At 61.9% G+C, this 23,810-nt stretch carries 26 protein-coding genes; 6 read left to right on the forward strand and 20 right to left on the reverse strand.

Features of this window, described 5'->3' with window-relative positions; translation table 11 throughout:
• Positions 1-6: 6 nt before the first annotated feature.
• The 9 genes from ispH to coxB form a co-directional block, all read right to left on the reverse strand.
• Positions 7-1,017, reverse strand: coding sequence for a 4-hydroxy-3-methylbut-2-enyl diphosphate reductase (gene ispH, locus AC0L25_RS12550; RefSeq protein ID WP_473595772.1), 1,011 nt, complete (start codon positions 1,015-1,017; stop codon positions 7-9).
• Positions 1,018-1,257: 240 nt separating this feature from the next.
• The gene (locus tag AC0L25_RS12555; RefSeq protein WP_473595773.1) at positions 1,258-2,055 is read right to left on the reverse strand and encodes an SURF1 family protein; all 798 of its coding nucleotides are present in this window, start codon (positions 2,053-2,055) and stop codon (positions 1,258-1,260) included.
• Entirely contained in the window at positions 2,052-2,438 is a 387-nt protein-coding gene (locus AC0L25_RS12560) for a DUF983 domain-containing protein (RefSeq protein ID WP_473595774.1), read from the reverse strand. Before AC0L25_RS12560 ends, AC0L25_RS12555 begins: the two co-directional genes overlap by 4 nt.
• Before the next feature lie 82 nt (positions 2,439-2,520).
• Complete coding sequence (locus tag AC0L25_RS12565; protein ID WP_352953937.1) at positions 2,521-3,402, reverse strand: cytochrome c oxidase subunit 3; 882 nt, start codon at positions 3,400-3,402, stop codon at positions 2,521-2,523.
• A gap of 1 nt (position 3,403) precedes the next feature.
• Positions 3,404-4,045, reverse strand: coding sequence for a cytochrome c oxidase assembly protein (locus AC0L25_RS12570; RefSeq protein ID WP_473595775.1), 642 nt, complete (start codon positions 4,043-4,045; stop codon positions 3,404-3,406).
• A gap of 8 nt (positions 4,046-4,053) precedes the next feature.
• A complete protein-coding gene (locus AC0L25_RS12575; protein WP_473595850.1) occupies positions 4,054-4,215 on the reverse strand; it encodes a hypothetical protein in 162 nt (53 codons plus the stop codon).
• A 2-nt stretch (positions 4,216-4,217) separates the two neighbouring features.
• Positions 4,218-5,162 carry a heme o synthase gene (locus AC0L25_RS12580; protein WP_473595776.1) on the reverse strand — a complete coding sequence of 315 codons (945 nt, stop codon included), beginning with the start codon at positions 5,160-5,162 and terminating at the stop codon, positions 4,218-4,220.
• A gap of 76 nt (positions 5,163-5,238) precedes the next feature.
• Complete coding sequence (gene ctaD / locus AC0L25_RS12585) at positions 5,239-6,888, reverse strand: cytochrome c oxidase subunit I (protein ID WP_254018901.1); 1,650 nt, start codon at positions 6,886-6,888, stop codon at positions 5,239-5,241.
• Positions 6,889-6,925: 37 nt separating this feature from the next.
• A complete protein-coding gene (gene coxB / locus AC0L25_RS12590) occupies positions 6,926-7,807 on the reverse strand; it encodes a cytochrome c oxidase subunit II (RefSeq protein ID WP_473595777.1) in 882 nt (293 codons plus the stop codon).
• 374 nt (positions 7,808-8,181) lie between these two features.
• On the opposite strand from coxB, the gene AC0L25_RS12595 reads away from it, so the two are divergent.
• The 4 genes from AC0L25_RS12595 (at position 8,182) to AC0L25_RS12610 (ending at position 11,122) form a co-directional block, all read left to right on the forward strand.
• On the forward strand, positions 8,182-8,772 hold the full coding sequence (locus AC0L25_RS12595; protein ID WP_473595778.1) for an invasion associated locus B family protein: 591 nt from the start codon (positions 8,182-8,184) through the stop codon (positions 8,770-8,772).
• 138 nt (positions 8,773-8,910) lie between these two features.
• The gene (gene tldD, locus AC0L25_RS12600; protein WP_473595779.1) at positions 8,911-10,323 is read left to right on the forward strand and encodes a metalloprotease TldD; all 1,413 of its coding nucleotides are present in this window, start codon (positions 8,911-8,913) and stop codon (positions 10,321-10,323) included.
• Between the two features lie 147 nt (positions 10,324-10,470).
• Positions 10,471-10,746 carry an AbrB/MazE/SpoVT family DNA-binding domain-containing protein gene (locus AC0L25_RS12605; RefSeq protein ID WP_473595780.1) on the forward strand — a complete coding sequence of 92 codons (276 nt, stop codon included), beginning with the start codon at positions 10,471-10,473 and terminating at the stop codon, positions 10,744-10,746.
• A complete protein-coding gene (locus AC0L25_RS12610) occupies positions 10,733-11,122 on the forward strand; it encodes a type II toxin-antitoxin system VapC family toxin (protein WP_473595781.1) in 390 nt (129 codons plus the stop codon). Before AC0L25_RS12605 ends, AC0L25_RS12610 begins: the two co-directional genes overlap by 14 nt.
• 27 nt (positions 11,123-11,149) lie before the next feature.
• Here AC0L25_RS12610 and AC0L25_RS12615 read toward each other — a convergent pair whose 3' ends face one another.
• The 4 genes from AC0L25_RS12615 to AC0L25_RS12630 all read right to left on the reverse strand — a co-directional run bounded on the left by AC0L25_RS12615 (position 11,150) and on the right by AC0L25_RS12630 (position 14,138).
• Positions 11,150-11,683 carry an RES family NAD+ phosphorylase gene (locus tag AC0L25_RS12615; RefSeq protein WP_473595842.1) on the reverse strand — a complete coding sequence of 178 codons (534 nt, stop codon included), beginning with the start codon at positions 11,681-11,683 and terminating at the stop codon, positions 11,150-11,152.
• The gene (locus tag AC0L25_RS12620) at positions 11,649-12,020 is read right to left on the reverse strand and encodes an antitoxin Xre/MbcA/ParS toxin-binding domain-containing protein (protein WP_473595782.1); all 372 of its coding nucleotides are present in this window, start codon (positions 12,018-12,020) and stop codon (positions 11,649-11,651) included. The genes AC0L25_RS12615 and AC0L25_RS12620 overlap by 35 nt, the downstream gene beginning before the upstream one ends.
• 85 nt (positions 12,021-12,105) lie before the next feature.
• Positions 12,106-13,347, reverse strand: a complete 1,242-nt coding sequence (locus AC0L25_RS12625; RefSeq protein ID WP_473595783.1) for a class I SAM-dependent RNA methyltransferase — start codon at positions 13,345-13,347, stop codon at positions 12,106-12,108.
• A complete protein-coding gene (locus tag AC0L25_RS12630; protein ID WP_473595784.1) occupies positions 13,344-14,138 on the reverse strand; it encodes a TlyA family RNA methyltransferase in 795 nt (264 codons plus the stop codon). Before AC0L25_RS12630 ends, AC0L25_RS12625 begins: the two co-directional genes overlap by 4 nt.
• A 174-nt stretch (positions 14,139-14,312) precedes the next feature.
• On the opposite strand from AC0L25_RS12630, the gene AC0L25_RS12635 reads away from it, so the two are divergent.
• On the forward strand, positions 14,313-14,714 hold the full coding sequence (locus tag AC0L25_RS12635) for a GFA family protein (protein WP_473595785.1): 402 nt from the start codon (positions 14,313-14,315) through the stop codon (positions 14,712-14,714).
• 230 nt (positions 14,715-14,944) lie between these two features.
• On the opposite strand, the gene AC0L25_RS12640 is transcribed toward AC0L25_RS12635, so the two are convergent.
• From AC0L25_RS12640 to AC0L25_RS12670, 7 genes are all read right to left on the reverse strand, one after another.
• On the reverse strand, positions 14,945-16,801 hold the full coding sequence (locus tag AC0L25_RS12640; RefSeq protein WP_473595786.1) for an adenylate/guanylate cyclase domain-containing protein: 1,857 nt from the start codon (positions 16,799-16,801) through the stop codon (positions 14,945-14,947).
• Between the two features lie 281 nt (positions 16,802-17,082).
• Complete coding sequence (gene dxs, locus AC0L25_RS12645) at positions 17,083-18,996, reverse strand: 1-deoxy-D-xylulose-5-phosphate synthase (RefSeq protein ID WP_473595787.1); 1,914 nt, start codon at positions 18,994-18,996, stop codon at positions 17,083-17,085.
• A gap of 133 nt (positions 18,997-19,129) precedes the next feature.
• The gene (locus tag AC0L25_RS12650; protein ID WP_473595788.1) at positions 19,130-20,050 is read right to left on the reverse strand and encodes a pirin family protein; all 921 of its coding nucleotides are present in this window, start codon (positions 20,048-20,050) and stop codon (positions 19,130-19,132) included.
• A gap of 10 nt (positions 20,051-20,060) precedes the next feature.
• Entirely contained in the window at positions 20,061-20,327 is a 267-nt protein-coding gene (locus AC0L25_RS12655) for a DUF2277 domain-containing protein (protein WP_023716908.1), read from the reverse strand.
• Positions 20,328-20,438: 111 nt separating this feature from the next.
• Positions 20,439-20,690 carry an exodeoxyribonuclease VII small subunit gene (locus tag AC0L25_RS12660; protein WP_029355594.1) on the reverse strand — a complete coding sequence of 84 codons (252 nt, stop codon included), beginning with the start codon at positions 20,688-20,690 and terminating at the stop codon, positions 20,439-20,441.
• A 3-nt stretch (positions 20,691-20,693) separates the two neighbouring features.
• Positions 20,694-21,620 carry a histone deacetylase family protein gene (locus AC0L25_RS12665; protein ID WP_473595843.1) on the reverse strand — a complete coding sequence of 309 codons (927 nt, stop codon included), beginning with the start codon at positions 21,618-21,620 and terminating at the stop codon, positions 20,694-20,696.
• Between the two features lie 181 nt (positions 21,621-21,801).
• Complete coding sequence (locus AC0L25_RS12670; RefSeq protein ID WP_473595789.1) at positions 21,802-22,446, reverse strand: TetR/AcrR family transcriptional regulator; 645 nt, start codon at positions 22,444-22,446, stop codon at positions 21,802-21,804.
• Positions 22,447-22,565: 119 nt separating this feature from the next.
• On the opposite strand from AC0L25_RS12670, the gene AC0L25_RS12675 reads away from it, so the two are divergent.
• Complete coding sequence (locus AC0L25_RS12675) at positions 22,566-23,789, forward strand: MFS transporter (RefSeq protein ID WP_473595790.1); 1,224 nt, start codon at positions 22,566-22,568, stop codon at positions 23,787-23,789.
• Positions 23,790-23,810 lie beyond the last annotated feature (21 nt).

Below are 23,810 nucleotides of genomic sequence, written 5' to 3' on the forward strand. Positions count from 1 at the left end.
GGCTCTTCACGCGGCTCCGTTGACGAAAGCCATGTCGGCCGCCGTCAGTTCGACGTCGCGCAGCACCCGCATCACCGGAAAATCCTCGGTCTCCGTCGCCGTCACCGCCAGCTCGATCGTCACGTTGAAGCGCTGCCGGAAGGCGTCGATGATCTCGCCGACGATGATTTCCGGCGCCGACGCGCCAGCCGACAGACCGAGCGTCGAGATGCCGGCGATCTCGGTCCACGGAATTTCGGAGGCGCGCTGTACAAGAAGCGACATCGAGGCGCCGGCGCGTTCGGCCACTTCGACAAGACGCCGCGAATTTGAGGAGTTGGGAGCGCCGACGATCAGGAAGAGATCGGCACCCGCGGCGGTCTCCTTTACCGCTTCCTGGCGATTGGTGGTGGCGTAGCAGATCGATTCCGCTGCCGCCGCATGCAAATCGGGAAAACGATCCTTAAGCACCCGAATGATGCCGGCGGTGTCCTCGACCGACAGAGTCGTCTGGGTGACGAACCCGAGCGCCTGCGGGTCGGCGGGCACCAAATTCGCGGCGTCGGCTTCGGTCTCGATCAAGGTGACGGCGCCGTCCGGCAACTGCCCCATCGTGCCGATCACTTCCGGATGGCCGGCATGGCCGATCAGAAGCACATGGCGGCCGAGTCGCTGATGGCGCATCGCCTGCTTGTGGACCTTCGACACCAGCGGGCAGGTCGCGTCGAGATAGAAGAGATTGCGCGCCTGGGCGTCCGCCGGCACCGACTTCGGCACGCCATGCGCCGAAAAGACGACCGGGCTCTCACGATGCTCAGCCGGTATCTCGGAGAGCTCCTCGATGAACACCGCACCGAGGCTTTGCAGCCCCTCGACGACGTAGCGATTGTGCACGATCTCGTGGCGAACATACACCGGCGCGCCATATTTCTTCAGCGCCAGCACGACGATCTGGATGGCGCGGTCGACGCCGGCGCAGAAGCCGCGCGGCTGGCAGAGCCTTATCGTCAGCGGTGGCTTTGTGGTCGTGTGAAGCATGATTCCCGGCCGGTTGGTCGCAGCGTGAACTCAAGTCTTGAACTCAAGGCGCGAAATGAGGTGCGCACCCCTGCCCTGTCAAGGGTGCCGGTTGCGATCATTAGAGGGACGTGCGTCCATTTGGACGCACAAAGTACGCTGTAGAGCCGTTCGTAGAACGGCTCTACCTCTTTGTTTTAACGCAATTCCGGACGGAAAACCGTTTCACACTTTTCCTGGAATTGCTCTGACACTTTCAATCTACGCATCGTGCTTTCCGAAAATCGATTCCGATTTTCGGGCCGATGCGTCTTTCGCCGGGCGGCGAAGCCTGAAGATGAGGACGCCGGCAAGGGCAACCGCAAGGCCGTACCAGGTTACGGCATATTGCAAATGGCTGTTAGGCAGGTCGATGAGTGTCACGCCGCCGATCGGCAACCCGCCCGGGTTCGGCGTGGCGTCCGCGTCGATAAAGAATGGCACCAGCCCCGCGCCGGCCGGCAGACCGGCGCTCGCCGCCATGGCGTCGCGATCCTTCCAGTAGAAGATGTTTTTCTGCGGATCATTGTCGGGAAGCATCATCGAGGGCTTTGCCGGCAGCGGATTGCGGGCGAGCCCCGTCACCGTCACTTGGCCCGCACCCTGGCTTTGCGGGCGCTTGGCAGCGTCTTTGAGATCGTACGGCACGAAGCCGCGATTGATCAGAACGAAGCGGCCGTCCTCCAGATGCAAGGGCGTGAAGACATCGAAACCGGACTGGCCTTCCCAGGTCGCGAAGAAATGTCGCTCGCCTTGATGCAGGAACGTGCCTGACGCCGTCACCGGCGTGTAATCCACATCGCCGCTGGCGGCAAACCGCTTTTCGACCTCGGCCAACGGCACGGGCGCTGAATGCGTGCGCCGATCGATTGTCTGGAGAAGACCGTCTTTCCAGTACAGGCGCTGGACCTGCCAGGTGCCGAGCGCCAGCAGGATGAAGAACAGCATGAGGCCGAGGCCAAGCAGCAATGCCGTCTTCGGCCGCGAACGGCCTGCAATCGAAGCGGATGTCGTGCTCATTCGCCGAGGTCCAGCCTGCCCTCTGCCGCCTTATTGCGGTATTGCAGCGTGAGGAGCACACCCTTGATCAGCCTGAGCGCGCCCAGGCAAAGCACCAGCGTCAGCGGTATCCACAGCAGGAAATGCAGCCAGAGCGGCGGATTCAGCGTCACCTCCATCCACAGCGCTAGTCCGACGACGATGAAGCCGATGATCAGGATGACGAACACCGCCGGACCGTCGCCGGCATCGGCGTAGGAATAGTCGAGGCCGCAATTGGCGCAGCGTTTGCCGACGGTGAGGAAGCCGGAAAACAGCCGTCCCGCGCCGCAGCGCGGGCAGCGGCCGTGCAGGCCAGCCGAAATCGGATCGATTGCTGGCCAGATCGCCTTGTCGTCACTCATTCCGATACTTTAATGCTCTTCACCCCAAAAGATAAGGCGGCCACGTCGCCGCAGCCGCCTCATCGATTTCCTCAAGAAGATTTCAGTGACCTTCGATCACCGCACCGCTCGAGGCCCAGACATAGATCGACGCGAACAGGAACAGCCAGACCACGTCGACGAAGTGCCAGTACCAGGCGGCAGCCTCGAAGCCGAAATGCTGCTTGGGCGTGAAATCGCCCTTCATCGCGCGGACCAGACAGACCAATAGGAAGATGGTGCCGATGATGACGTGGAAGCCATGGAAGCCGGTCGCCATGAAGAAGGTGGCGCCGTAGATCGAATCCCTGAAGCCGAACGGCGCGTGCATGTACTCGTAAGCCTGCACCATGGTGAACAGCATGCCGAGGCCAACGGTCAGCACCAGGCCGTTGATCAGCCCCTTGCGGTCGCCATGAATGAGCGCGTGGTGCGCCCAGGTCACCGTAGTGCCCGACAGAAGCAGGATGACGGTGTTGTAGAGCGGCAGGTGGAAGGGATCGAGGACCTCGAGGCCCTTGGGCGGCCAGACACCGCCGGTGAAGGCGGCGCGGGCGTATTGCTGTGCCTCGCCGGGAAACAGGCTGGCGTCGAAGAAAGCCCAGAACCAGGCGACGAAAAACATCACCTCGGAAGCGATGAACATGATCATGCCGTAGCGCAGATGCAGCGACACGACACGCGTGTGGTGGCCTTCATGCCCTTCCTTGATGGTGTCCGACCACCAGGCGTACATGGTGTAGATGACGATCAAGAGGCCGATGTAGAACAGCCATGGATTGGCGATATTGAAGCCGAAAATCGGGAAATCGCCGCCCTTGAGATACTGCATGTAACAGACGCCGCCGATCGCGGTGACCAGCGCGCCGACCGATCCTAGGAACGGCCACGGGCTCGGGTCGACGAGATGGTAGTCATGTTGTGGTTTTGCGTGCGCGTCTGCCATATCAACCCCCGAGGCTTCGTTCGGTATGTGAAACTTTGTTGCTTGTGCCTTCGGCCGGCGCCGACGACGCCACCGGCTTGTTGTTCTCGTTCTTCTCGACCGGGAACATCGTGTAGGACAGGGTAATCGTCTTCAGGTCCTTCAGCTCCGGCGCATTGACGATGTCGGGATCTACATAGAACACGACCGGCATGTCCAGCGTCTCGCCAGGCTTCAGCGTCGTGTCGGTGAAGCAGAAGCACTCGACCTTGTTGAAATAAGATCCCGCCAGTTCCGGCTGCACGTTGAAAGTCGCGCGGGCGGTGGTGGCACGGACGAATTTGTTGGTCGCGCTATAATGCGCCTGCGCCGTCTCGCCGATCTTGATGGTGATCGAGCGGGCGACAGGCTCGAACTGCCAGGGCACGCCGGCAGTGTTGGCATCGAAACGGATGGTGATGTCGCGGTCGAGCACGCGGTCGGCATATTGCTGCGTTGCGCGTTTCACGGTGCCGCCGTAACCGGTCGCCTGACAGAACATCGCGTAGAGCGGCACCGCGGCGTAAGCCATGCCGATCATGCCGCCGAAAAAGGCGATGCAGACGCCGGCGACGATGCGGTTGGTGTTCTTCTTTTGAGGATGGGTCACTGTTTGGCGGTTCATCTTAAGCCTCACATCGTTCCGGTGAGGTTGTGACCGAATTTCACGACGGTCGCGATATAGAAGATGACGACAAGCACCGCCAGCGCCAAGCCGATGGCTACCGAGCGGTTGCGCCGGGCCTTCTGTTGACGCTCGGTCAGCGTGACGAGTTCAAGCTTCTTGTTGGCCATGGTCATGCTCCCGCCATGGCCAGCATCCGCCCGACGACGCAGTCGGCAAGGTAGACGGCGAAGATGGCGAAGAGGTAGAGCAGCGAGTAGCCGAACAGTGCCTTGGCCGGCTTCATCACATGGTCGTCGTCGGCCATCTGCAGCACCTTCCACGCATACCAGACGAAACCGGCGCCAAGCAGCACTGCAAGGAGGCCATAGGCGGGCGTGGTGAAACCGAGCAGCCATGGCAGCACGCCAACCGGCGCGAGGATCAGCGCGTAGGCAAAGATCTGGCGTCGGGTCGAAGCCTGGCCGGCGACATTCGGCATCATCGGGATGCCGGCCCTGGCATAGTCCTGCGACTTGAAGAGGGCGAGCGCCCAGAAGTGCGGCGGCGTCCAAAGGAAGATGATCAGGAACAGGACGACGCTTTCCAGGCTGACCGTTCCGGTCACTGCGGCCCAGCCGATCACCGGCGGAATGGCACCGGCAGCACCGCCGATGACAATGTTCTGCGGCGTCCAGCGCTTCAGCCACATCGTGTAGACGACCGCATAGAAGAAGATGGTGAAGGCCAGCAGCGTCGCCGACAGCCAGTTGACCAGCACGCCGAGCGTCATCACCGACAGCACCGACAGCACCAGGCCGAAACTCAGCGCCTCGCCGGGCCGGATGCGGCCGGCCGGCACCGGACGGCCAGCGGTCCTGGTCATCACCGCATCGATATCGGCGTCATACCACATGTTGAGCGCGCCGGACGCGCCAGCACCAATGGCGATAGTCAGGATAGCGATCGCCGCCAGCAGCGGATTGATGGTCACGGGTGCCGCGACCAAGCCGATAAAGGCGGTGAACACCACCAGCGACATGACTCGCGGCTTCAACAGGGCGAAGAAATCGCCCGCCGTCGCTTCCGACATGCGAAAGCCCGGTTCGTCAGTCAATGTGTCGTCGACAAGGGCCATGCGTACTTAAAGTCCATCATTCCGTTGGCCAAAACCGCCGGGCGGACCGGCGGTTCGGTATTCGCCCAGCAGCCGCCTATTTGATCTTCGGCAGCTGTTCCCACTGGTGGAAGGGCGGCGGCGAAGGGAGCTGCCATTCGAGCGTCGTTGCACCCTCGCCCCATGGGTTGGCGCCGGCCACCCGCTTCTTCTGGAACGCCTCGAACACGCCGTAGAGGAAGATGACCACGCCGACGGCGGAAATATACGAGCCGTAGGACGAAACCATGTTCCAGCCGGCAAACGCATCCGGATAGTCGATGTAGCGGCGCGGCATGCCGGAGAGGCCGAGGAAATGCTGCGGGAAGAAGACGAGGTTGACGCCGACGAAGGTGACCCAGAAGTGGGTGTTGGCGATGACAGGCGAATACATGTAGCCGGTCATCTTCGGGAACCAGTAGTACCAGCCGGCGAAGATGGCAAAGACCGCGCCCAGCGACAGCACATAGTGGAAATGCGCGACCACGTAATAGGTGTCGTGCAGCGGGCGGTCGAGACCGGCATTGGCAAGCTGGACGCCGGTAACGCCGCCGACGGTAAACAGGAAGATGAAGCCAATCGCCCACAGCATCGGGGTCTTGAGCGAAATCGACCCGCCCCACATGGTGGCGATCCAAGAGAATATCTTCACGCCCGTCGGCACCGCGATAACCATAGTGGCGAAGACGAAATAGCGCTGCGTGTCGAGCGACAGGCCGGTCGTGTACATGTGATGCGCCCAGACGATGAAGCCGACCGCACCGATCGCGACCATCGCATAGGCCATGCCGAGATAGCCGAAGATGGGCTTCTTCGAGAAAGTCGAGACGATGTGGCTGACGATGCCGAAGCCCGGCAGGATCAGGATGTAGACTTCCGGGTGCCCGAAGAACCAGAACAGGTGCTGGAACAGGATCGGGTCGCCGCCGCCGTCCGGCGCGAAGAAGGTCGTGCCGAAGTTGCGATCGGTCAAAAGCATGGTGATGCCGCCGGCCAGAACCGGAAGCGACAACAGCAGCAGGAAAGCGGTAATCAGCACCGACCAGGCGAACAGGGGCATCTTGTGCAGCGTCATCCCGGGTGCGCGCATGTTGAAGATGGTGGTGATGAAATTGATCGCGCCGAGGATCGATGAAGCGCCGGCGATGTGCAGTGACAGGATCGCAAGATCCATCGCCGGTCCCGGCTGGCCCGATGTCGATAGCGGCGGATAGATCGTCCAGCCGCCGCCGACCCCGTAGGCGCCAGGCGCGCTCGGCACGAAAGCCGAGATGATCAGCAGGATGAAGGCCGGTGGCAGCAACCAGAACGATACGTTGTTCATGCGCGGGAAAGCCATGTCGGGCGCGCCGATCATGATCGGCACCATCCAGTTGGCAAAGCCGCCGATCAGCGCCGGCATGACCATGAAGAAGATCATGATCAGCGCATGCGCGGTGGTGAAGGCGTTGTACATGCTCTTGCCGCCGTCGAGCGCGGCGTCGGCGTTCAAGCCGTAGACCATCTGCGCCAGGCCGGTGAAAATCTGGATCCCCGGCTCCTGCAGTTCCATGCGCATGACGACCGAAAGGGCACCGCCGACGCAGCCCGCCATGATCGCGAAGATCAGATAGAGTGTACCGATGTCCTTGTGGTTGGTCGAATACACCCACCGGACCCAGCCATGATACGGCTTGTGGTCGTGGTCGTGAGCTGCAGCGTCTGCCATGTTCGGCTCCGTTCCCTGATCTTTTCTGGTCGCGGCATCAGTTGCCGGCGGCCGCTACCTTGTCTTTGCCGTCGACCTCGGCCATCAGCGCCTTGTTGGCGCCAGGAAGGTCGGTGCTGGCTGCCGCCAGCCAGGTCTTGTACTGGGCGTCGGAGACGACGCGGATCGCGATCGGCATGAAGGCGTGGTCCTTGCCGCAGAGTTCCGAACACTGGCCGTAATAGAGGCCTTCCTTTTCCGCCTTGAACCAGACCTCGTTGATACGGCCCGGAACCGCGTCGGTCTTGATGCCGAAGGACGGCATGGCAAAGGCGTGGATCACGTCCGCCGCCGTCACCAGCACCCGGGTCATGGTGTTGACCGGCACCACCATCTCGTTGTCGACGGCGAGCAGGCGCGGATAAACGCCGCGATCCTCCTTGCCGGCCGCCGCGCGGTCAGAATCCACCAGGATCGCGGAGTTGAAGGAAAGCGTGTTTTCGGTCTGGTATTCGTAGTCCCAGTTCCACTGGTTGCCGGTCGCTTTAATGGTCAGCTTGGCTTCTTCCGGCGGTGTGTATTGCGCGGTCAGGAGCTGGAACGAAGGGATGGCGAGACAGAGCAGGACGACGACCGGCCCAACCGTCCAGATCACCTCGATCAGCGTATTATGGCTGGTACGCGACGGGATCGAGTTGACGCTGGCACGGAATTTCAAGATGCAATAGGCGATAAGGGCGAGCACGAAGAGGGTGATCGGCACGATGAACCACAGCGTGTAGTGCTCGAACCAGGCGATCTGCCGCATCATGTCGGTGGCGGCGGGCTGGAAGGTCATTTCCCATGGCGCAGGCTGGGCCGCATGGGCGGATGCACCAGTGAACAGTGTGGCGGCCCAAGCGCTTGCTAGGAAGTTGGCGCCTGCTAGGAATTTTCTCATTGCCGTCATTATCTCCCAGTTCCTCGCGATCGGACCGCAAGAATATCGAACAACGCCGGGACGGGAATCCCGGATAGTCCCGAGGCTGGTTCAAACCATACTCTATTTGCCTCTGCAAGAAAGGAGCGGAGGAAACCGTGCGGCATTTTTGCGCGCAAGCGCGGCTGCGCATTTTGGCGGCGGCCGCGACGGTGGCGGATCCCGGACGCCCGAGCGGCGGACTGCCCTGGCAAAATGCGCCGGCCGGTCGCAATTCGGGCGAATTTGGCACGGAAAAGCGCACAATTGCCTTGGTCGAGGCAGGCCGGCAGTGGTCTCATCCTTTACTTGCCCTTGGCGCGGCTTAAAGTGCCGTGATTCGCAATGGAGCCGTCATGAACTCTTGGGTTTGGGGACTTGGGCTTTCGAAACTTGGGCTTTTGAGACTCGCGCTTTCGAGAAGCTTGGCGAAGGTCGTCCTTCTCGCTGCCGTGTCTGGCGTTGGCCTGTCTGGCGCTGGCCTGCCTGGCATCGGCGAGGCCAATGCCGCGCAGCCAAGCGGCAAGGTGCGGTCGACGCATGGCGCATGGTCGATCATCTGCGACACGCCGGCCGGCGCCACATCAGAACAATGCGTGATGATGCAGAACGTCGTCGCCGAGGACCGTCCCGAGATGGGGCTTTCCGTCGTCGTGCTGCGCACCGCCGACAACAAGGCCGAAATCCTGCGCGTGCTGGCGCCGCTCGGCGTGCTGCTGCCCAACGGGCTCGGCCTCAATGTCGATGGCAAGGACATCGGCCGCGCCTATTTCGTGCGCTGCTTCCAGGACGGCTGCTATGCCGAGGTCATTCTCGAAAAGCCGCTGCTCGACACGCTGAAGACCGGAACGTCAGCCACCTTCATCGTCTTCCAGACGCCGGAGGAAGGCATCGGCATTCCGGTCGAGCTCAAGGGTTTCGCCGACGGTTTCGCCGCCCTGCCTTGATCCGGTCAGAATCTAAAATCCTACCAACGAAAAGAGATTGTGACCGGCCTTAGCGATGACAATGGTCATTGCCGATTGTCTGGGCGCACCTTCGCGCCTACATCGTGAGGACAATCTCTTTCCACGGACGGACCTGCCATGGACAGCCTCATCGGCCAATTCGACATTTCCGACGATCGCATCAAGCAGATCGTCGCCGAGACCATCAACGGCGCCGACGACGGCGAGCTGTTCCTCGAATACAGCGAAAGCGAAGCGCTGATGTTCGACAATGGCCGGCTGAAGACCGCCAATTTCAACACGGACCAAGGCTTTGGCCTGCGCGCCGTCGCCGGCGAAGCGACCGGCTACGCGCATTCCAGCGATCTTTCAGAAGCATCGCTGCTGCGGGCGGCCGACGCCGTCTCGACGGTCAAGAGCGGCTATTCCGGCACGCTTGCTGCGGCTCCCGCCCGCACAAACCGCCATCTCTATGGCGACGAGAACCCGATCCCCTCGCCCTCCTTCGAGGCCAAGGCCAAGCTCCTTCAGGAAATCGATGCGTGGCTGCGAGCCGAGGATCCGCGTGTGCGACAGGTGACGGCATCGCTCGCCGCCTCCTGGCAGCATGTCGAGATCGTGCGGGCCGACGGCCAGATGGTGGGCGACATTCGCCCGCTAGTCAGGATCAACGTGTCGGTGGTGGTCGGTACCGGCGACCGCCAGGAGAGCGGCTCCTACGGCCTGGGCGGACGCAAAGGCTTTGGCGAATTCCTGGTCGAGGAGAGCTGGAAGCACGCCGCTAAGGAAGCGCTGCGGCAAGCGCTGGTCAATTTGGAGGCCATTCCGGCGCCGGCCGGCACGTTCGACATCGTACTGTTCAGCGGCTGGCCGGGCGTGATGCTGCACGAGGCCGTTGGCCATGGGCTGGAAGGCGACTTCAACCGCAAGAAGACATCAGCCTTCGCCGGGCTGATGGGCCAGCAGGTGGCAGCGAAGGGTGTCACCGTCGTTGACGACGGCACAATCGCCGAACGGCGCGGCTCGCTGACCGTGGATGACGAAGGCACGCCGTCGGCCCGCAACGTGCTGATCGACGACGGCAAGCTTGTCGGCTACATGCAGGATCGCCAGAACGCCCGGCTGATGGGCATGAACGCCACCGGCAACGGACGGCGCGAAGGCTATGCGCACCAGCCGATGCCGCGTATGACCAACACCTACATGACATCAGGCGACATGGAGCCGGACGAAATCATCGCCTCGGTCAAGAACGGCATCTATGCCGTCTCCTTCGGCGGCGGCCAGGTCGACATCACCTCGGGCAAATTCGTGTTCGGCTGCACGGAGGCCTACATGATCGAGAACGGCAAGGTGACACAGCCGATCAAAGGCGCCATGCTAATCGGCAATGGGCCCGATGCCATGCATCGAGTTTCGATGATCGGCAACGACATGAAGCTCGACACGGGCATCGGCATGTGCGGCAAGGCCGGCCAGGGCGTGCCAGTCGGAGTGGGCCAGCCGCATCTCAGGATGAACCAGATGACGGTCGGCGGCACAAGGGTTTGATGGAGACAGGCAGCGCCATTGTTGTCCCGAATACCCATCTCGGCCGCCACTGCTGCTCCATAGTGTCAAATGGGGTAGCTTGCGCCTTGAATTTGGCGTGACCTCCGGTTATCTTACGTTTGTCTTACATCTAAGGGGCGTGCCGAGGTGGCTGCTACGGAAAAGCTCATAACCACTGTCTCGACCAAGGGACAGGTCATTTTGCCCAGCGCAATCCGGAAACGGAGGGAATGGGACGCTGGGACACGTCTTCTGGTCGAAGATACTCCGGAGGGCGTGCTACTCAAGCCTGCGCCAGTCTTCGCCGAGACACGGCCAGAAGACGTGTTTGGATCCCTGTCCCATAGCGGCAGGCCGAAGACGTTGGAGGAAATGGACGCGGGTGTGCTCGCCGAAGCGCGGCGACGGCATGCTCGCGATTGATACCAACCTCATCGTCCGTTATCTGACGGGCGATCATCCCAAGCAGTCTCCCCGCGCCCGGGCGCTGATTGATGGCCAACCGGTCTTTGTCGGCGTCACGGTGATCTTGGAGGTCGAGTGGGTGTTGCGCAGCACCTATGGTTTTGCGCCGCTCGAAATCGCCCGCACGTTACGGGCATTTAGTGGGCTCCCCACGGTGGAGATGGAGGACGGAGCGGTCGTGTCGTCCGCGCTCGACCTCTTGGAAAAGGGATTCGACTTCGCTGATGCTCTGCATCTGGGCAAGTCCGTTCACTGCGCCGGCTTCGCGACTTTTGACCCTAAGTTCGTCAAGGCCGCGAAGGCGGCCGGATATGAGGACGTGCAAGAAGCATAGCCGTCTCCCGGCCAGGTTCGAACTGCCCTACAGCCACGAAGCCGGGGTTTTCGGCAAGCGATGGTCGGGATCGATGACCTTCAGACGGGGTGCGTTGCTCTCGTTCCATCGCCACAGCGCAACACATGTGCCTCCCGGCGACATGAAGGACGGGTAGATTACACCGTGCTGCCCATCGGCAATCATGCGATCTCTCAGCGTATGCGTCTCAGGCACCAGACCTTGATCCATGATGTCGCGCCATTCACATCGGTGAATATCTGCCGTGACGCCGAACATGATCAGTACATCCTCGTCCGTCAGGTCGGCCAGCCGCGCGCCTGAAAGTTCGAGCTGCGCAATCAGCGCCGGATGCTGGACAAAGCCCTGATTGTACTCCGCCCAGGCAGTGGACAATTCCCGCGCGGCATAGATCGCCGGGGTGCCCAGCGGATTCCAGCGACCGCCAAAGCGGGCCGCTCCTTCGCCGGAAAGCGGCAGATGCGCCCAACGCGGCACGAAGGCACGCCATAGGCTCAGTCTGTTTTCAGGCATAGACGCCGGAGCGGACTGCCTCCAGATAGGCAAGCACCTTGTCCGTCTTGCCCTCTCGAACGAGATCGTAGGCGGTCTTTCCCGCCCAGCCGGGGATCGGCTGATGCTTGAACCAGATCGCCGCACGCTGTTCATCGCCGGCCATCTCGCCTGCCATTGCCAGGATGCGGACAATCGGACTCAATGCGGCGTCGACCTTGCGCGCGCCGGTCTTGGCGGCAAGCGTGTTGCGCGCGACGCCGATCAGGCCCGCCAGTTCGGTCAGAGTAACGCCCAGCAGTTCAGCCACCCGTCTTGCCGAAAGAAATGGCGTCCGTTCCTCGCCAAAGCGCGATGCTCGAATTTCGAGGGCTGCGGTGTTCATGACAATTTCCTAGCGCATTTTGACTGCCCGCAATCAAAATATGGTCATTTTGCGCACAATTCAAGCGCAACAGATGTAAAGCCGGTCACCGCCTTCGCTTCGGCTTCTCCAGAAGCGCGACGGCCTCGACGTGCGACGACCACAGGAACTGGTCGATCGGCGTCACGCTTTTCAGCGCATAGCCACCATCGATGAGGATGCGCAGGTCGCGCGCGAGCGTCACCGGATTGCAGGAAACCGCAGCGACAAACGGCACGTCGGAGCGGGCGATCTGCTTCGACTGGTCCTCGGCGCCGGCGCGGGGCGGATCGAAGACGACGCCATCGAAGGCATTCAGCTCCTTGAAAGTGAGCGGCCGCCGGAACAGGTCGCGGCGCTCGCTGGTCACCCGCTTGAGACCGCTGGCGAAACGGAACGCCCGGTCGAGCGCCGAAAGCGCTGCCGCGTCGCCCTCCACCGCATGGATTTCCGACTTCGCTGCGAGGCGTAGCGCAAAGCTGCCGCAGCCGGCGAAGAGATCGGCAACCTTTTTGGCGCGCTCGAGGTGCCGGCCGACGATGTCCGCCATCGCCTGCTCGGCGGCCTCGGTGGCCTGCAGGAAGGCACCCGGCGGCACCGCGACAGCGACGCTGCCGAACGTGACAACCGGCTTCTTGGGCTCGATGATGATCTCGCCATCGATCGAAAGCCTGGCCAATCCCTGAGCGATGACAAAGTTGGAGGCGACGCGTCGCTGGTTCTCGCCGAGCTTGCCGGACTCGTTAACCGCGACATCGAGGCCGGAACCGGTCGCCGTGACCGTCATGTGGAACGATTTCGTCGTTGCGCAAATCAATTCGGCGAGTGCTCTCAGACTGTCGAGCTTTGCGACGATCTCGGGCAGCGAGATCGGGCATTCCTCGATGGAAATGATTTCGGACGACAGCGCCCGAACGAATCCGAGCAGCATGCCGGCCTCGCTCCGTCGGGCGGTGAACACGACGCGCCGGCGCGTCTGCGGCGCGCACGGCACCAGCGCGTCAATGTCGCAAGTGATGCCCTTGCTGTTGAGCGCATGTACAACCTTGTCGCGCTTCCACCGATGGTAAGCTTCAGCCTCGAGATGCTGGATGGCGCAGCCGCCGCATTCGGTGAAATGCCGACACGCAGGGTCGATACGAAGCGGCGAAGCCTCCAGCACCGACATCAGCGTGGCGCGGTCCTTTTCGCGCGCGGCGGTCACGGTTTCACCGGGCAGCGTGAACGGTATGAAAACCTCGCCGGTTTCGCTCTCGGCGACACCGTCGCCCTGGGATCCCAGTCTCGTGATCGTGAAGCGCGCGTTCATCGGCTTCCAATCCCGCCCTTCTTCACTCCGGCATCCTTGATCCCGGCGAGCAGGAACTCGCGGTTGCCATCGCCACCTTCGATCGGCGATAGATGCAGTCCGAGCGAGCGCCAGCCGGGGACGCCATCGAGCCAATCCTGCAGCAGGCCGGCAACCCGCGCGGCATCGTATGGGTCTTTCAGCAAGCCGCCCTTGCCGATCGCCTCGCGGCCAGCCTCGAATTGCGGCTTGACCAGGAATATTGCTCTTGCGCCGCTCCCGGCAATGGAGAGCGCCGGCGGCAGCGCCAGTTTCAACGAGATGAAGCTGACATCGGAGACGATAAAATCCGGAATGCGATCGGCAAGATCGGCGGCGGAAAGATGACGGGCGTTCAATCCCTCGATCACCGTCACACGCGGATCGGCAGCGATATCCGGATGTATCTGGCCATGCCCGACATCGATCGCCGTGACATGGTCCACGCCTCGTTCGAGCAAGACCTGAGTGAAGCCTCCGGTCGAGGCGCCGACGTCGAGCGCTTCGCTGCCAGCTGGATCGAGACCGAAATGATCGAGCCCGGCGATCAGCTTCAGCGCAGCACGTGATACGTAACCCTGCGCTGGATCATCAACGGCTATGAGGCAATCAGCCAGGACGGTCTGGCCGGGTTTGCGGGCAATGACGCCATCGACCGTCACGGTACCGCGCTCGATCGCGTCGCGGGCGCGAGAGCGGCTGGGGAACAAGCCGCGCGCGACGAGAAGTTCGTCGAGCCGCTGGCGTGTGCTGGCTGGCAACGGGGAGTTCATTGGCCTTCATGGCGAATGCCCGTCACGAAGGCAAGGATATTGGGAAGACAACGAACATCTTGGAAAGCGGCGAGTGCATCAGGCCGCGCCACAACTTTGTTGAATATCGCACTAGGTCCGGCACAATGTTGGGAAGGATATGTCGTTCTGCTGCCAGAACGTGAAGGAGGACGGATGCTGACCGGAAGCTGCCATTGTGGCGCGGCCCACTGGACGTTGGAGGGCGATCCCGGCTCGATCACAGCCTGCAATTGCACGCTTTGCCGCCGCTATGGCGCGTTATGGGCTTACGATTATGTTGACGAACGCATCCGTCTTGCGGGACCGACAAGTGCTTATACGCGCTTCGGAAAGGATGCCCCGTCGCTCGAGATTCTGTTCTGTCCGACATGCGCCTGTGTGCTGGCCTGGCGTGGCTTGCGCGCCAGTGCCGCCGGTCGCATTCGGATCGCCGTCAATGTGAGGCTTGCGCCGCCAGACACTGTCGCCGACCTTCCAATCGACCATTTCGATGGTCTCCATAAGTTCGAGGACCTGCCGCGCGATGGTCGCTGCGTGCGCGATATGTGGTTCTAGTGGAAAAATCTGACACTCAGTACCGGTGCGGAAGGGCGGAAGATGACCCCTTGGCGGTGGTTCGTTTCGCGACCGGCCGAATTCACGCCCATGACCCTGAGCGGTCCCTGACCGCCACTGGCACAAACGTCGCCAAAGGTATGCTTAGTGGCTATTTCATCCTCCCTGAGAGACACGATTGTGCCGCAAAGTGCAGTGGCCGCTCATCGCTATGAGGCAGGGTTCAATGGCTAAGCTGCCAACCCCAATACGCGCTGCCAGCGCGGATGCCCGTGCAGCGGCGTGAAGTCAGAATCCTGCTTCACCCACGCCTTGGTTTCGTGGTTGGCATCAGGTAGCAGGCGTTCCAGCAGATCGAGCGCACGATCAAATTCGCCTAAAATGCAGTAGAAGCAGGCGACGTTGTATTGGGTCAGGATATCGTCTGGATCGATGGCCAGAGCACGTGCGGACCATTCCTTCGCACGCTCGATTTCTCCAAGGAAGGCGAGGGCAGATGCGCCAAGATAGGCTGGCCGGGGGTTCTCAGGATACTTTGCCAATTCGCGCTCGGCGCGTTCGAGGCCTTTGCGGGCTGCATCCCTTTCGTCTTCCTGCCGCCCCAGAGAATGATAAACCTGCATAAGCAGGAGAACTGACTGGTAGTCATCAGGCTTGATCTCGGCGGCCCGTTCGTAATGGTGGGCAGCCCGCTTGAACTCGCCTTGCGCATAGCAGGCGCGCGCGTAGAAATAGTGCGCTTCGAACAAATTGGGATCACTTGCGATAGCCTGTTCGAACTCATTTTCCGCCTCCTCATATTTTTGGCTAACCGAGAAAGCGAGACCACGCGACGCGTGTGCTTCGGCCAGCCCACTTTCGATATCGAGCGCCTTGCCGCTGTTGGCGAGAATGCTCTCGAGGGAGACCTTCTCGTCGTAATAGAGGAATAGAAAGGAGTCGCAGTCAGCGATGCCCGCATAGGCGCGCGCATAAAGCGGATCGAGCTCGATTGCCTTGCCGAACATCCGCTTCGCCAGCACATAGTAGGTTTTGGACGTCCGGTGGAAAAACTCTCTTCCCCTTAGATAGTACGTATAAGCCTCGACGTTATCAGTGGGAGCCGCCTTGATCGCCTTTTTTTCGGCCGGCAGCAGCTTGACCTTGAGCTGATCGACAATGGTTTGAGTGATCTCGTCCTGGATAGCGAAGATGTCTGTGAGTTCACGGTCATAGCGATCGGCCCACACGTGGCCACCATCCGCCCCGTCGATAAGCTGTCCCGTGATGCGGACGCGCTGACCGGCCTTGCGTACACTCCCCTCGAGCACGAATTTGACGCCGAGTTCCCGCGCAACTTGCTGCACCTTCACCGGCTTGCCCTTGTAGGTGAATACCGTGTTGCGGGCGAGGACGTGCAGGCCAGAGATTTTCGACAGGTCGGTGATGATGTCTTCGGTAATTCCGTCGGAGAAATACTCCTGCTCGGGGTCGCCGCTCATATTTGTGAACGGCAAGACGGCGATTGAAGGTTTTTCCTTCACGCGCGTTTCAGGCGCTGCTGTCACGGCGCTATCCTCGAAGCGAAAAGGCGCGGCGAGTGCGACATGGTAGACTCTGACCGGCCGGTCGATGTTCTTGAGTTCATGTTCCCCCGTGTCCTCGAAGTCGAGGTCAAGATTCTTGCCGAGATGATCGCGAACCGTGCCCGAGATTGCGACGCCGCCGGGCCGAGCAATAGTTTCAATTCGCGCCGCCACGTTGACGCCGTCGCCATAGATGTCGTTGTCATCGAAGATAATGTCGCCAAGATTGATGCCGATGCGAAATTCGATGCGGCGCTCCTCTTGCACGTCGGCGTTGCGCTCGCGCATCCTGCGCTGGATGTCAGTCGCGCAGGCGACCGCGTTCACTACGCTCTGGAACTCCACCAGCATGCCATCGCCGGTGAGTTTCACGATCCGGCCCTGGTGCTCGGCAATCTTGCTATCGACCAGCTCGCTCCGATGCGTCTTGAGCGCCGAAAGCGTACCCCCCTCGTCGAGACCCATGAGCCGGCTGTAACCAACCACATCGGCAGCAAGTATTGCGCTAAGTCTCCGTTCCATGCGCGACTGGCCCGTTTTATGACGAGTCAGGGTAGCAGGTTCTCATAGCAGCGACATCACACTAAATCAGGTCCTCGTAGTATCGGTAGGAGAAGGCATTGACCTTGAACTGAGGTGCGGACGAGGCATGTCACGGAGGTGATAGCGGAAACGATGAAGCGCTTGCATCAACGGTGTCATCGCGGCCTCATGATACACCATAGGCGAAAGCAAAACAGACAGCAAAACAGTCAGTTACGACCGCCTGTCGACAAGCTGATGCAAGCCGTTGAGATTTTGATTCAGGCGCTTTGCGCGCTGGCGGTGCGTCCCAGCGCCACGAAGACGGTGCGCACGATACCGGCGGCATCCAGCCCGGCGTCGGCATACATCTTTTCGGGCTTGGCGTGATCGACGAAGGTGTCGGGCAACACAAGCGGGCGTAGCTTGAGGCCGTTTTCCAGCAGCCCTTCATGGGCCAGGAATTGCAGCACGTGGCTGGCGAAGCCGCCGACTGCGCCCTCTTCCACGGTTACCAGCACCTCGTGCGAGCGCGCCAGCCGCCGGATTAGGTCCTCGTCGAGCGGCTTGGCGAAACGAGCATCGGCGACCGTGGTGGAAAGCCCTGCCGCGCCGAGCTCCTCGGCCGCAGTCAGGCAATCCTGCAGCCGCGTGCCGAAGGAAAGCAGCGCGACCTTGGTGCCCTCCCTGACGATACGGCCCTTGCCGATTTCGAGAATCGAGCCACGCTCCGGCAGGTCGACGCCGACACCGTTGCCCCGCGGGTAGCGGAAGGCAATGGGGCCTTCATCATAGCTTGCCGCCGTGCGCACCATGTGGCGCAGTTCCGCCTCGTCCGCGGCGGCCATCACGACGAAACCGGGCAGCGTCGCCAAAAAAGTCGTGTCAAAGGCGCCGCAATGGGTCGCCCCGTCGGCACCGACGAAGCCGGCGCGATCGATCGGAAAGCGGACCGGCAGTTTTTGGATGGCGACGTCATGGACGACCTGGTCGTAGGCGCGCTGCAGGAAGGTCGAATAGATCGCAGCGAAAGGTTTGAAGCCTTCCGTGGCAAGGCCCGCGGCAAAGGTCACCGCATGTTGCTCGGCGATACCGACGTCGAAGGTCCTCGACGGGAACGCCTCGCCGAAGAGGTCGAGGCCGGTGCCGTTCGGCATGGCGGCGGTGATGGCGACGATGCGGTCGTCCTCTCTGGCCTCCTGGACCAGGCTTTCGGCAAAGACCTTCGTGTAGCTCGGCGCGTTGGCCGGCGCCTTGGCCTGGGCGCCGGTGATGACGTCGAACTTGTTGACGCCGTGATATTTGTCGGCGGCCGCCTCGGCCGGTCCATAGCCCTTGCCCTTCTGGGTCACGACGTGGATCAGCACCGGGCCGTCGGCATTGTCGCGGACGTTCTTCAGCACCGGGATCAGGTGCTCGAGATTGTGACCGTCGATCGGGCCGATGTGATAGAAACCCATTTCCTCGAACAGCGTACCACCAGTGACGTAGCCGCGCGCATGTTCGACCGCCCGCTTGATGGCGCGATCGGCGCGCTCGCCCAGATAAGAAGTCAGCTTCTTGCCGAAATCGCGCAAGCCCAGATAGGCCTTGCCCGATGCCAGGCGGGCCAGATAGGCGCTCATCGCCCCGGTCGGCGGAGCGATCGACATGTCGTTGTCGTTGAGGATGACGATCAGACGGGCATCGAGCGCGCCGGCATTGTTCATCGCCTCATAGGCCATGCCGGCCGACATAGCACCGTCGCCGATAACGGCGATGACATTGTTGCGGCCCCCGGAGAGATCGCGTGCCATTGCCATGCCGAGGCCGGCGGAAATGGAGGTCGAGGAGTGGGCGGCGCCGAATGGATCGTATTCGCTCTCGGCGCGCTGGGTGAAACCGGACAGGCCGCCCTCTTGCCGCAGGGTGCGGATACGGTCGCGGCGGCCGGTCAGGATTTTGTGCGGATAGGCCTGGTGACCGACATCCCAGATCAGCCGGTCGTCTGGCGTGTTGAAGACATAGTGCAATGCGACCGTCAGTTCGACCACGCCAAGGCCAGCACCGAGATGTCCGCCGGTGTGGGACACGGCGTCGATTAACTCGGTGCGAAGCTCCAATGCCAACTGCGGCAGATCACGTTCGTCAAGCGTCCTGAGGTCGGCCGGTATGCGGACCTTGTCGAGAAGGGGCGTATGGAGCTTTGCGTTCACTGGTGGTAGGGCCTGCTTTTTATTCACGTGCGAAATAGGCCGCTGGCCGGCGAATGTAAATGCGTGTGAGTGACGCGGGCCAGATTCAAAGTGTTAAGGTTTCCTTTGCGTGTCCAAAACCGCGCGCCGCGCTCTAATTGTCCGGCAGAGGAATGAACTCTTCTTCATCTCCGGGAACGATATCGAAGCGGCCTGTCTTCCACTCTTCTTTCGCCTGTTCGATGCGTTCCTTCGACGACGACACGAAGTTCCACCAGATGTAGCGCTTGGAGCCGAGTGAGGCGCCCCCGAACAGCATGAAATGGGCGCCTCCCTCAGACGACACGACGATGTCGTCGCCGGGCCGGAACACCAGCAGTCGCTCTGCCGGAAAGCGATCGCCGGTGATCGATACCTCGCCTTCTAATGTATAGATGGCGCGCTCCTCGGCATCGGCAGGGATTTTCACGCTGGCGCCGGGCGCCAGGCTGAGGTCTGCATAGAGCGTGTCGGAAGCGGTCATGACGGGAGACCGCAGCCCGGAAAAGGCGCCGATGACCACGCGTCCGCTGACGCCTTCGGCGTCGATCTCGGGCAGACGCATGGCCGCCGTATTCTCGAAAATCGGGGCGACCTCCTCCTTATCGTCGGGCAACGCCAGCCATGTCTGCAGGCCGGAAACCGACATCGGCGCGCCGCGCAGCTCCTGTGGCGTACGCTCGGAATGGACGATACCGCGGCCGGCGGTCATCAAGTTCACGTCACCGGGCTGGATGACCATTTCGGTGCCGAGCGAATCGCGATGCCTGATCTTGCCGTCGAACAGATATGTGACCGTCGACAGGCCGATATGGGGATGCGGACGGACGTCGAGCGCCTGGCCGGCCCGCAAAATCGCCGGGCCCATGCGATCGAAGAAGATGAAGGGACCGACCAGCCGACGCCTGGCGGTCGGCAAGGCCCGGCGAACCTGGAAGCCGCCAATGTCCTTGGCGTTCGGAATAACCATCAGTTCGATCTGGCCGCTGGCGAAGGCGTCACCGGGCAGGGGGTCGTTTCCGGGAAAGAAGCTCATGCGGTCTTTCTCAGGCGAAGCGGAGTGCAGACTTGGCTTTCGCCTTAGCCGCCACCTCTTCGCGATTGCGCGGATGCTGTGTCGTCTCGAGGCTGTCTAGCAATTCGCGCGCTGACGCGGCTATGGCCTCGACGGCGTGGTCGAACGCATGCTGGTTCTGTTTCGACGGCCGCGTCGTTCCGCTCAGCTTGCGGACAAACTGGAGTGCGGCGTCGCGGACCTCGTCATTGGTTGCCGGCGGATCGAAATTGAACAGGGTCTTGATGTTTCTGCACATCGTTCGCAATCTCCTCTCGTCCTGGAGCCGTTTTCAAACGGGATGAATTTGATCCGCAATCACGATCATGTCCAAAAGCCGCAAGGCGAAATTGTCGTTCGAGACCGTGCCTTACTCCGCGTCCAGCGGCTCTGTACCCACCGGCTTGCCGTCGCGCGAAAGTCTGATCTTCTCGACCTTGTCCTCGGCCGCTTTGAGCAGCCGATCGCAATGCACCTTCAGCGCCTCGCCGCGCTCATAGATGCGGATCGACTGGTCGAGCGGCACGTCGCCGCGCTCCAGATCATCGACGATTTTCTCCAGCGCGTCGAGCGCCTGCTCGAAGCTCATTGCCTTGACGTCTTCGTTGGTCTCACCAGCCATCATCTATCCTTTCATCAGTCGCCCGACATGGGCGGCGACTGAAAATGCCAATCCCTGCAGATCGTAGCCGCCCTCAAGCAGGCTGACGAGCCGGTTGTCGCTGTGGCGACTGGCGCGCTGCATCAGCTGGCCGGTTGCCCAGTCGAAATCGTCCTCGGTCAAGTTGATCTCGGCCAGCGGATCGCGGTGGTGCGCGTCGAAGCCGGCGGAAATTATGATGAGGTCGGGCGCGAAATTGTCGAGCGCCGGCAGGATACGCGACAGGAAAGCGTCGCGGAAAACCTCGCTGCCGGTCTGCGGCGCCAGCGGCGCGTTTACGATGTTGCCGGCGCCCGTTTCGCTCACGGCTCCAGTTCCGGGATAAAGCGGCATCTGGTGCGTCGAGCAATAGAGCACCGACGGATCGTCCCAGAAAATATCCTGCGTGCCATTGCCGTGATGCACGTCCCAGTCGACGATGGCAACGCGCTCCGCCTGGTGCTGCCTTTGCGCGTAGCGCGCCGCGATCGCCGCGGTGTTGAACAGGCAGAAGCCCATGGACGTCGTCTTTTCCGCGTGGTGGCCGGGCGGCCGGGCGGCGACAAAGACATTGGCGACGTTGCCCCGAAAGACATCGTCGACGGCGGCGTTGGCAGCGCCGATCGCCGTCACGGCCGCCTGCCAGCTTTTCGGGCTGGCGGTGGTGTCGGCGTCGACGCGAGCGATACCGGTGTCCGGTATTGTAGCGCGGACCCGTTCGACGAATTCCTGCGGATGTGCGTAGAGGATGGTGGCCTCGTCGCCTTCCGGCGCCTCGGCACGATCAAGGGCCGCAAAGGCCTCGTCGTCGAGCACCCGTTCGATGGCGCGCAGGCGGTCCGGCCGCTCCGGATGACCGGGCGGCGTTATGTGCTCGAGAAAGACCGGGTGGGTATAAAGCCTTGTGACCATGCCCCCGATATAGGCGCGCCCGGCGGCTTTGACCATGTTTTGGCATGGCCAAAGGCAGACGTTCAACAGGGTTTGGGTGTTGGGCGCTGGTTGGGTCCGGCGCGAGCCACCGACCGAGGCTCGACCAGCCGCCAGTCCCAGTCGGGGTCGGGCACCTGGCCTTCGATGGTCTTGAACAAACTCAGGCCAGCGATTTGTCAATCTCAGCCGGTGCGTGCGGACTGCCAATCCTGCGGCCTTGCTTGAGCAATCCCTCGAGAAGCACGTTGAAGGCTTTCACCGCCTTTTTCGACGTCGCTTCGGGATTCTCCGAATTTGCGATCCACTGCGCGGCATGTAGCGAGGCGCCGCTGATCAACCTTGCTGCGGCTTCGGGATCAACGGCAACGATGGTTGCCTCGTCCCTCAGCTTTTGAAGGTTCTCGCTCATCGAGCGGATGCACTCATTCTGGCTCGGCCATTGCGAAGGATCGCCGAGCACCGCCGGTCCATCGCGAAGAACAATGCGCTGGATCTCCGGCTCCAGCGCCATCTCGATATAAGCGGTGCATTCGTCGACAAAGCCCTGCCAGAGATTGTCCGCCCTGGCCGAAACGATCTTCAGCCGGGCCAACATTTCCGCGTCGATCTCGGTGATGACCGCCTGGAGAAGGCCCTTCTTGTCGCCGAAGTGATGATAGAGCGCGCCGCGCGTCAGCCCGGCCGATGCGGTGAAGTCGTCCATCGACGCCTCGGCATAGCCAACAGTGCCAAAAGCATGGCGCGCCGCAGCGACTAGTTTGGCGCGGGTCTCCGCGATCATCTCCTTGCGTGGTTTGTGCCCCATTCGCTCGTCCCTTCACATACGTCTCGTATATTAAATTGACATACGTGTCGTATGTCATTATCTGATTGCATACGCCACGTATATAAGTGGCTCGGCCTCAAAAATCCAGGAGTGTTCTCATGCCCAATCCCTATCGCGAAATCTTCAAGGCAAGGGGAGCCAAGGGCTTCGCCGCAGCCGGCTTCGTTGCCCGGATGCCGATGGCCATGGCTCCGATCGGGATCGTCGCGATGCTGTCGCAGACGCACGGCGAGTACTGGCTGGCCGGCGCCGTCTCCGCGACATATGCGCTGGCCAACGCTTTTGTCGCGCCGCAGATATCGCGGCTGGTGGACCGCCTCGGCCAGGCGCGGATTGTGGTGCCTACCACCGTCATTTCCGTGCTCGCTTTCGTAGTGCTGATTGCGGCGGCCAATCAGGACTGGCCGATATGGACACTGTTCGTGTCGGCGCTGCTGGCCGCCGCAATGCCCAGTATCCCCGCAATGGTGCGCGCGCGCTGGACAGAGCTGTTCCGGGATCGCCCCGAGATGAACACCGCGTTCGCCTTCGAGTCGGCGGCCGACGAGCTGGTCTACATCGCCGGGGCATCGCTATCGGTGGGCCTGAGCGTCGCCCTTTTCCCGGAAGCGGGAATGTTGGCGAGCACGTTGTTCCTCGCCCTCGGCTCGACAGCCTTCATCCTGCAGCGCTCGACCGAGCCGCGAGTGCGACCGGTCGACCAGGGCTCGGGCGGTTCGGCAATCCGACTGCGGCCGGTCCAAATCATCACCTTGGCCCTGATCTTCATTGGCGCGACCTTCGCAACCACGGAGGTGAGCACCGTGGCAATCACCAAGGAGCTCGGCCAGCCGGGCGCTGCCAGCCTCGTTATCGGCGTCTACGCCCTCGGATCGTTCGTCGTCGGCATCATCATCGGCGCCCTGAACCTGAAAACACCGCTGCAAATTCAGCTTGCCATCGCGATCGCCATCATCGCGCTCACCACGCTGCCGTTGCTCGTCGCCGACACGGTGCCTCTTCTGGCACTGGCCGTCTTCGTCAGCGGCGTGGCGATCTCGCCGACCTTCATCACGGCATTCGGCCTGATCGAGCGGCGCGTGCCGGAGGCGATGCTGACCGAGGGCGTCACCTGGGTCATGACCGGCATAGGCATCGGCATGGCGCTCGGCTCCTTCGCCGCCGGATGGGTGGTGGACGCCTTCGGCGCACAGAGCGGGTTCCTGGTGTCAGTGGTGGCGGGCGCAATCGCGCTGGTCATCGTGCTCACCGGCCAGCGCAGCCTTGCCACGGCGGATTGCGACACCTCCGCATGCGACACAGCCGCGGTTCCTGCCGAATAGGCTCCTACGCGTCCGGTCCTG

This window comes from Mesorhizobium sp. WSM4813 (assembly GCF_055811555.1).

Coding starts and splice junctions, on each gene's coding strand:
- ispH (WP_473595772.1), bottom strand. CDS start 1,017: ATGCTTCACACGACCACAAAGCCACCGCTGACGATAAGGCTCTGCCAG.
- AC0L25_RS12555 (WP_473595773.1), bottom strand. CDS start 2,055: ATGAGCACGACATCCGCTTCGATTGCAGGCCGTTCGCGGCCGAAGACG.
- AC0L25_RS12560 (WP_473595774.1), bottom strand. CDS start 2,438: ATGAGTGACGACAAGGCGATCTGGCCAGCAATCGATCCGATTTCGGCT.
- AC0L25_RS12565 (WP_352953937.1), bottom strand. CDS start 3,402: ATGGCAGACGCGCACGCAAAACCACAACATGACTACCATCTCGTCGAC.
- AC0L25_RS12570 (WP_473595775.1), bottom strand. CDS start 4,045: ATGAACCGCCAAACAGTGACCCATCCTCAAAAGAAGAACACCAACCGC.
- AC0L25_RS12575 (WP_473595850.1), bottom strand. CDS start 4,215: ATGGCCAACAAGAAGCTTGAACTCGTCACGCTGACCGAGCGTCAACAG.
- AC0L25_RS12580 (WP_473595776.1), bottom strand. CDS start 5,162: ATGGCCCTTGTCGACGACACATTGACTGACGAACCGGGCTTTCGCATG.
- ctaD (WP_254018901.1), bottom strand. CDS start 6,888: ATGGCAGACGCTGCAGCTCACGACCACGACCACAAGCCGTATCATGGC.
- coxB (WP_473595777.1), bottom strand. CDS start 7,807: ATGAGAAAATTCCTAGCAGGCGCCAACTTCCTAGCAAGCGCTTGGGCC.
- AC0L25_RS12595 (WP_473595778.1), top strand. CDS start 8,182: ATGAACTCTTGGGTTTGGGGACTTGGGCTTTCGAAACTTGGGCTTTTG.
- tldD (WP_473595779.1), top strand. CDS start 8,911: ATGGACAGCCTCATCGGCCAATTCGACATTTCCGACGATCGCATCAAG.
- AC0L25_RS12610 (WP_473595781.1), top strand. CDS start 10,733: ATGCTCGCGATTGATACCAACCTCATCGTCCGTTATCTGACGGGCGAT.
- AC0L25_RS12620 (WP_473595782.1), bottom strand. CDS start 12,020: ATGAACACCGCAGCCCTCGAAATTCGAGCATCGCGCTTTGGCGAGGAA.
- AC0L25_RS12625 (WP_473595783.1), bottom strand. CDS start 13,347: ATGAACGCGCGCTTCACGATCACGAGACTGGGATCCCAGGGCGACGGT.
- AC0L25_RS12630 (WP_473595784.1), bottom strand. CDS start 14,138: ATGAACTCCCCGTTGCCAGCCAGCACACGCCAGCGGCTCGACGAACTT.
- AC0L25_RS12635 (WP_473595785.1), top strand. CDS start 14,313: ATGCTGACCGGAAGCTGCCATTGTGGCGCGGCCCACTGGACGTTGGAG.
- AC0L25_RS12640 (WP_473595786.1), bottom strand. CDS start 16,801: ATGGAACGGAGACTTAGCGCAATACTTGCTGCCGATGTGGTTGGTTAC.
- AC0L25_RS12650 (WP_473595788.1), bottom strand. CDS start 20,050: ATGAGCTTCTTTCCCGGAAACGACCCCCTGCCCGGTGACGCCTTCGCC.
- AC0L25_RS12655 (WP_023716908.1), bottom strand. CDS start 20,327: ATGTGCAGAAACATCAAGACCCTGTTCAATTTCGATCCGCCGGCAACC.
- AC0L25_RS12660 (WP_029355594.1), bottom strand. CDS start 20,690: ATGGCTGGTGAGACCAACGAAGACGTCAAGGCAATGAGCTTCGAGCAG.
- AC0L25_RS12665 (WP_473595843.1), bottom strand. CDS start 21,620: ATGGTCACAAGGCTTTATACCCACCCGGTCTTTCTCGAGCACATAACG.
- AC0L25_RS12670 (WP_473595789.1), bottom strand. CDS start 22,446: ATGGGGCACAAACCACGCAAGGAGATGATCGCGGAGACCCGCGCCAAA.
- AC0L25_RS12675 (WP_473595790.1), top strand. CDS start 22,566: ATGCCCAATCCCTATCGCGAAATCTTCAAGGCAAGGGGAGCCAAGGGC.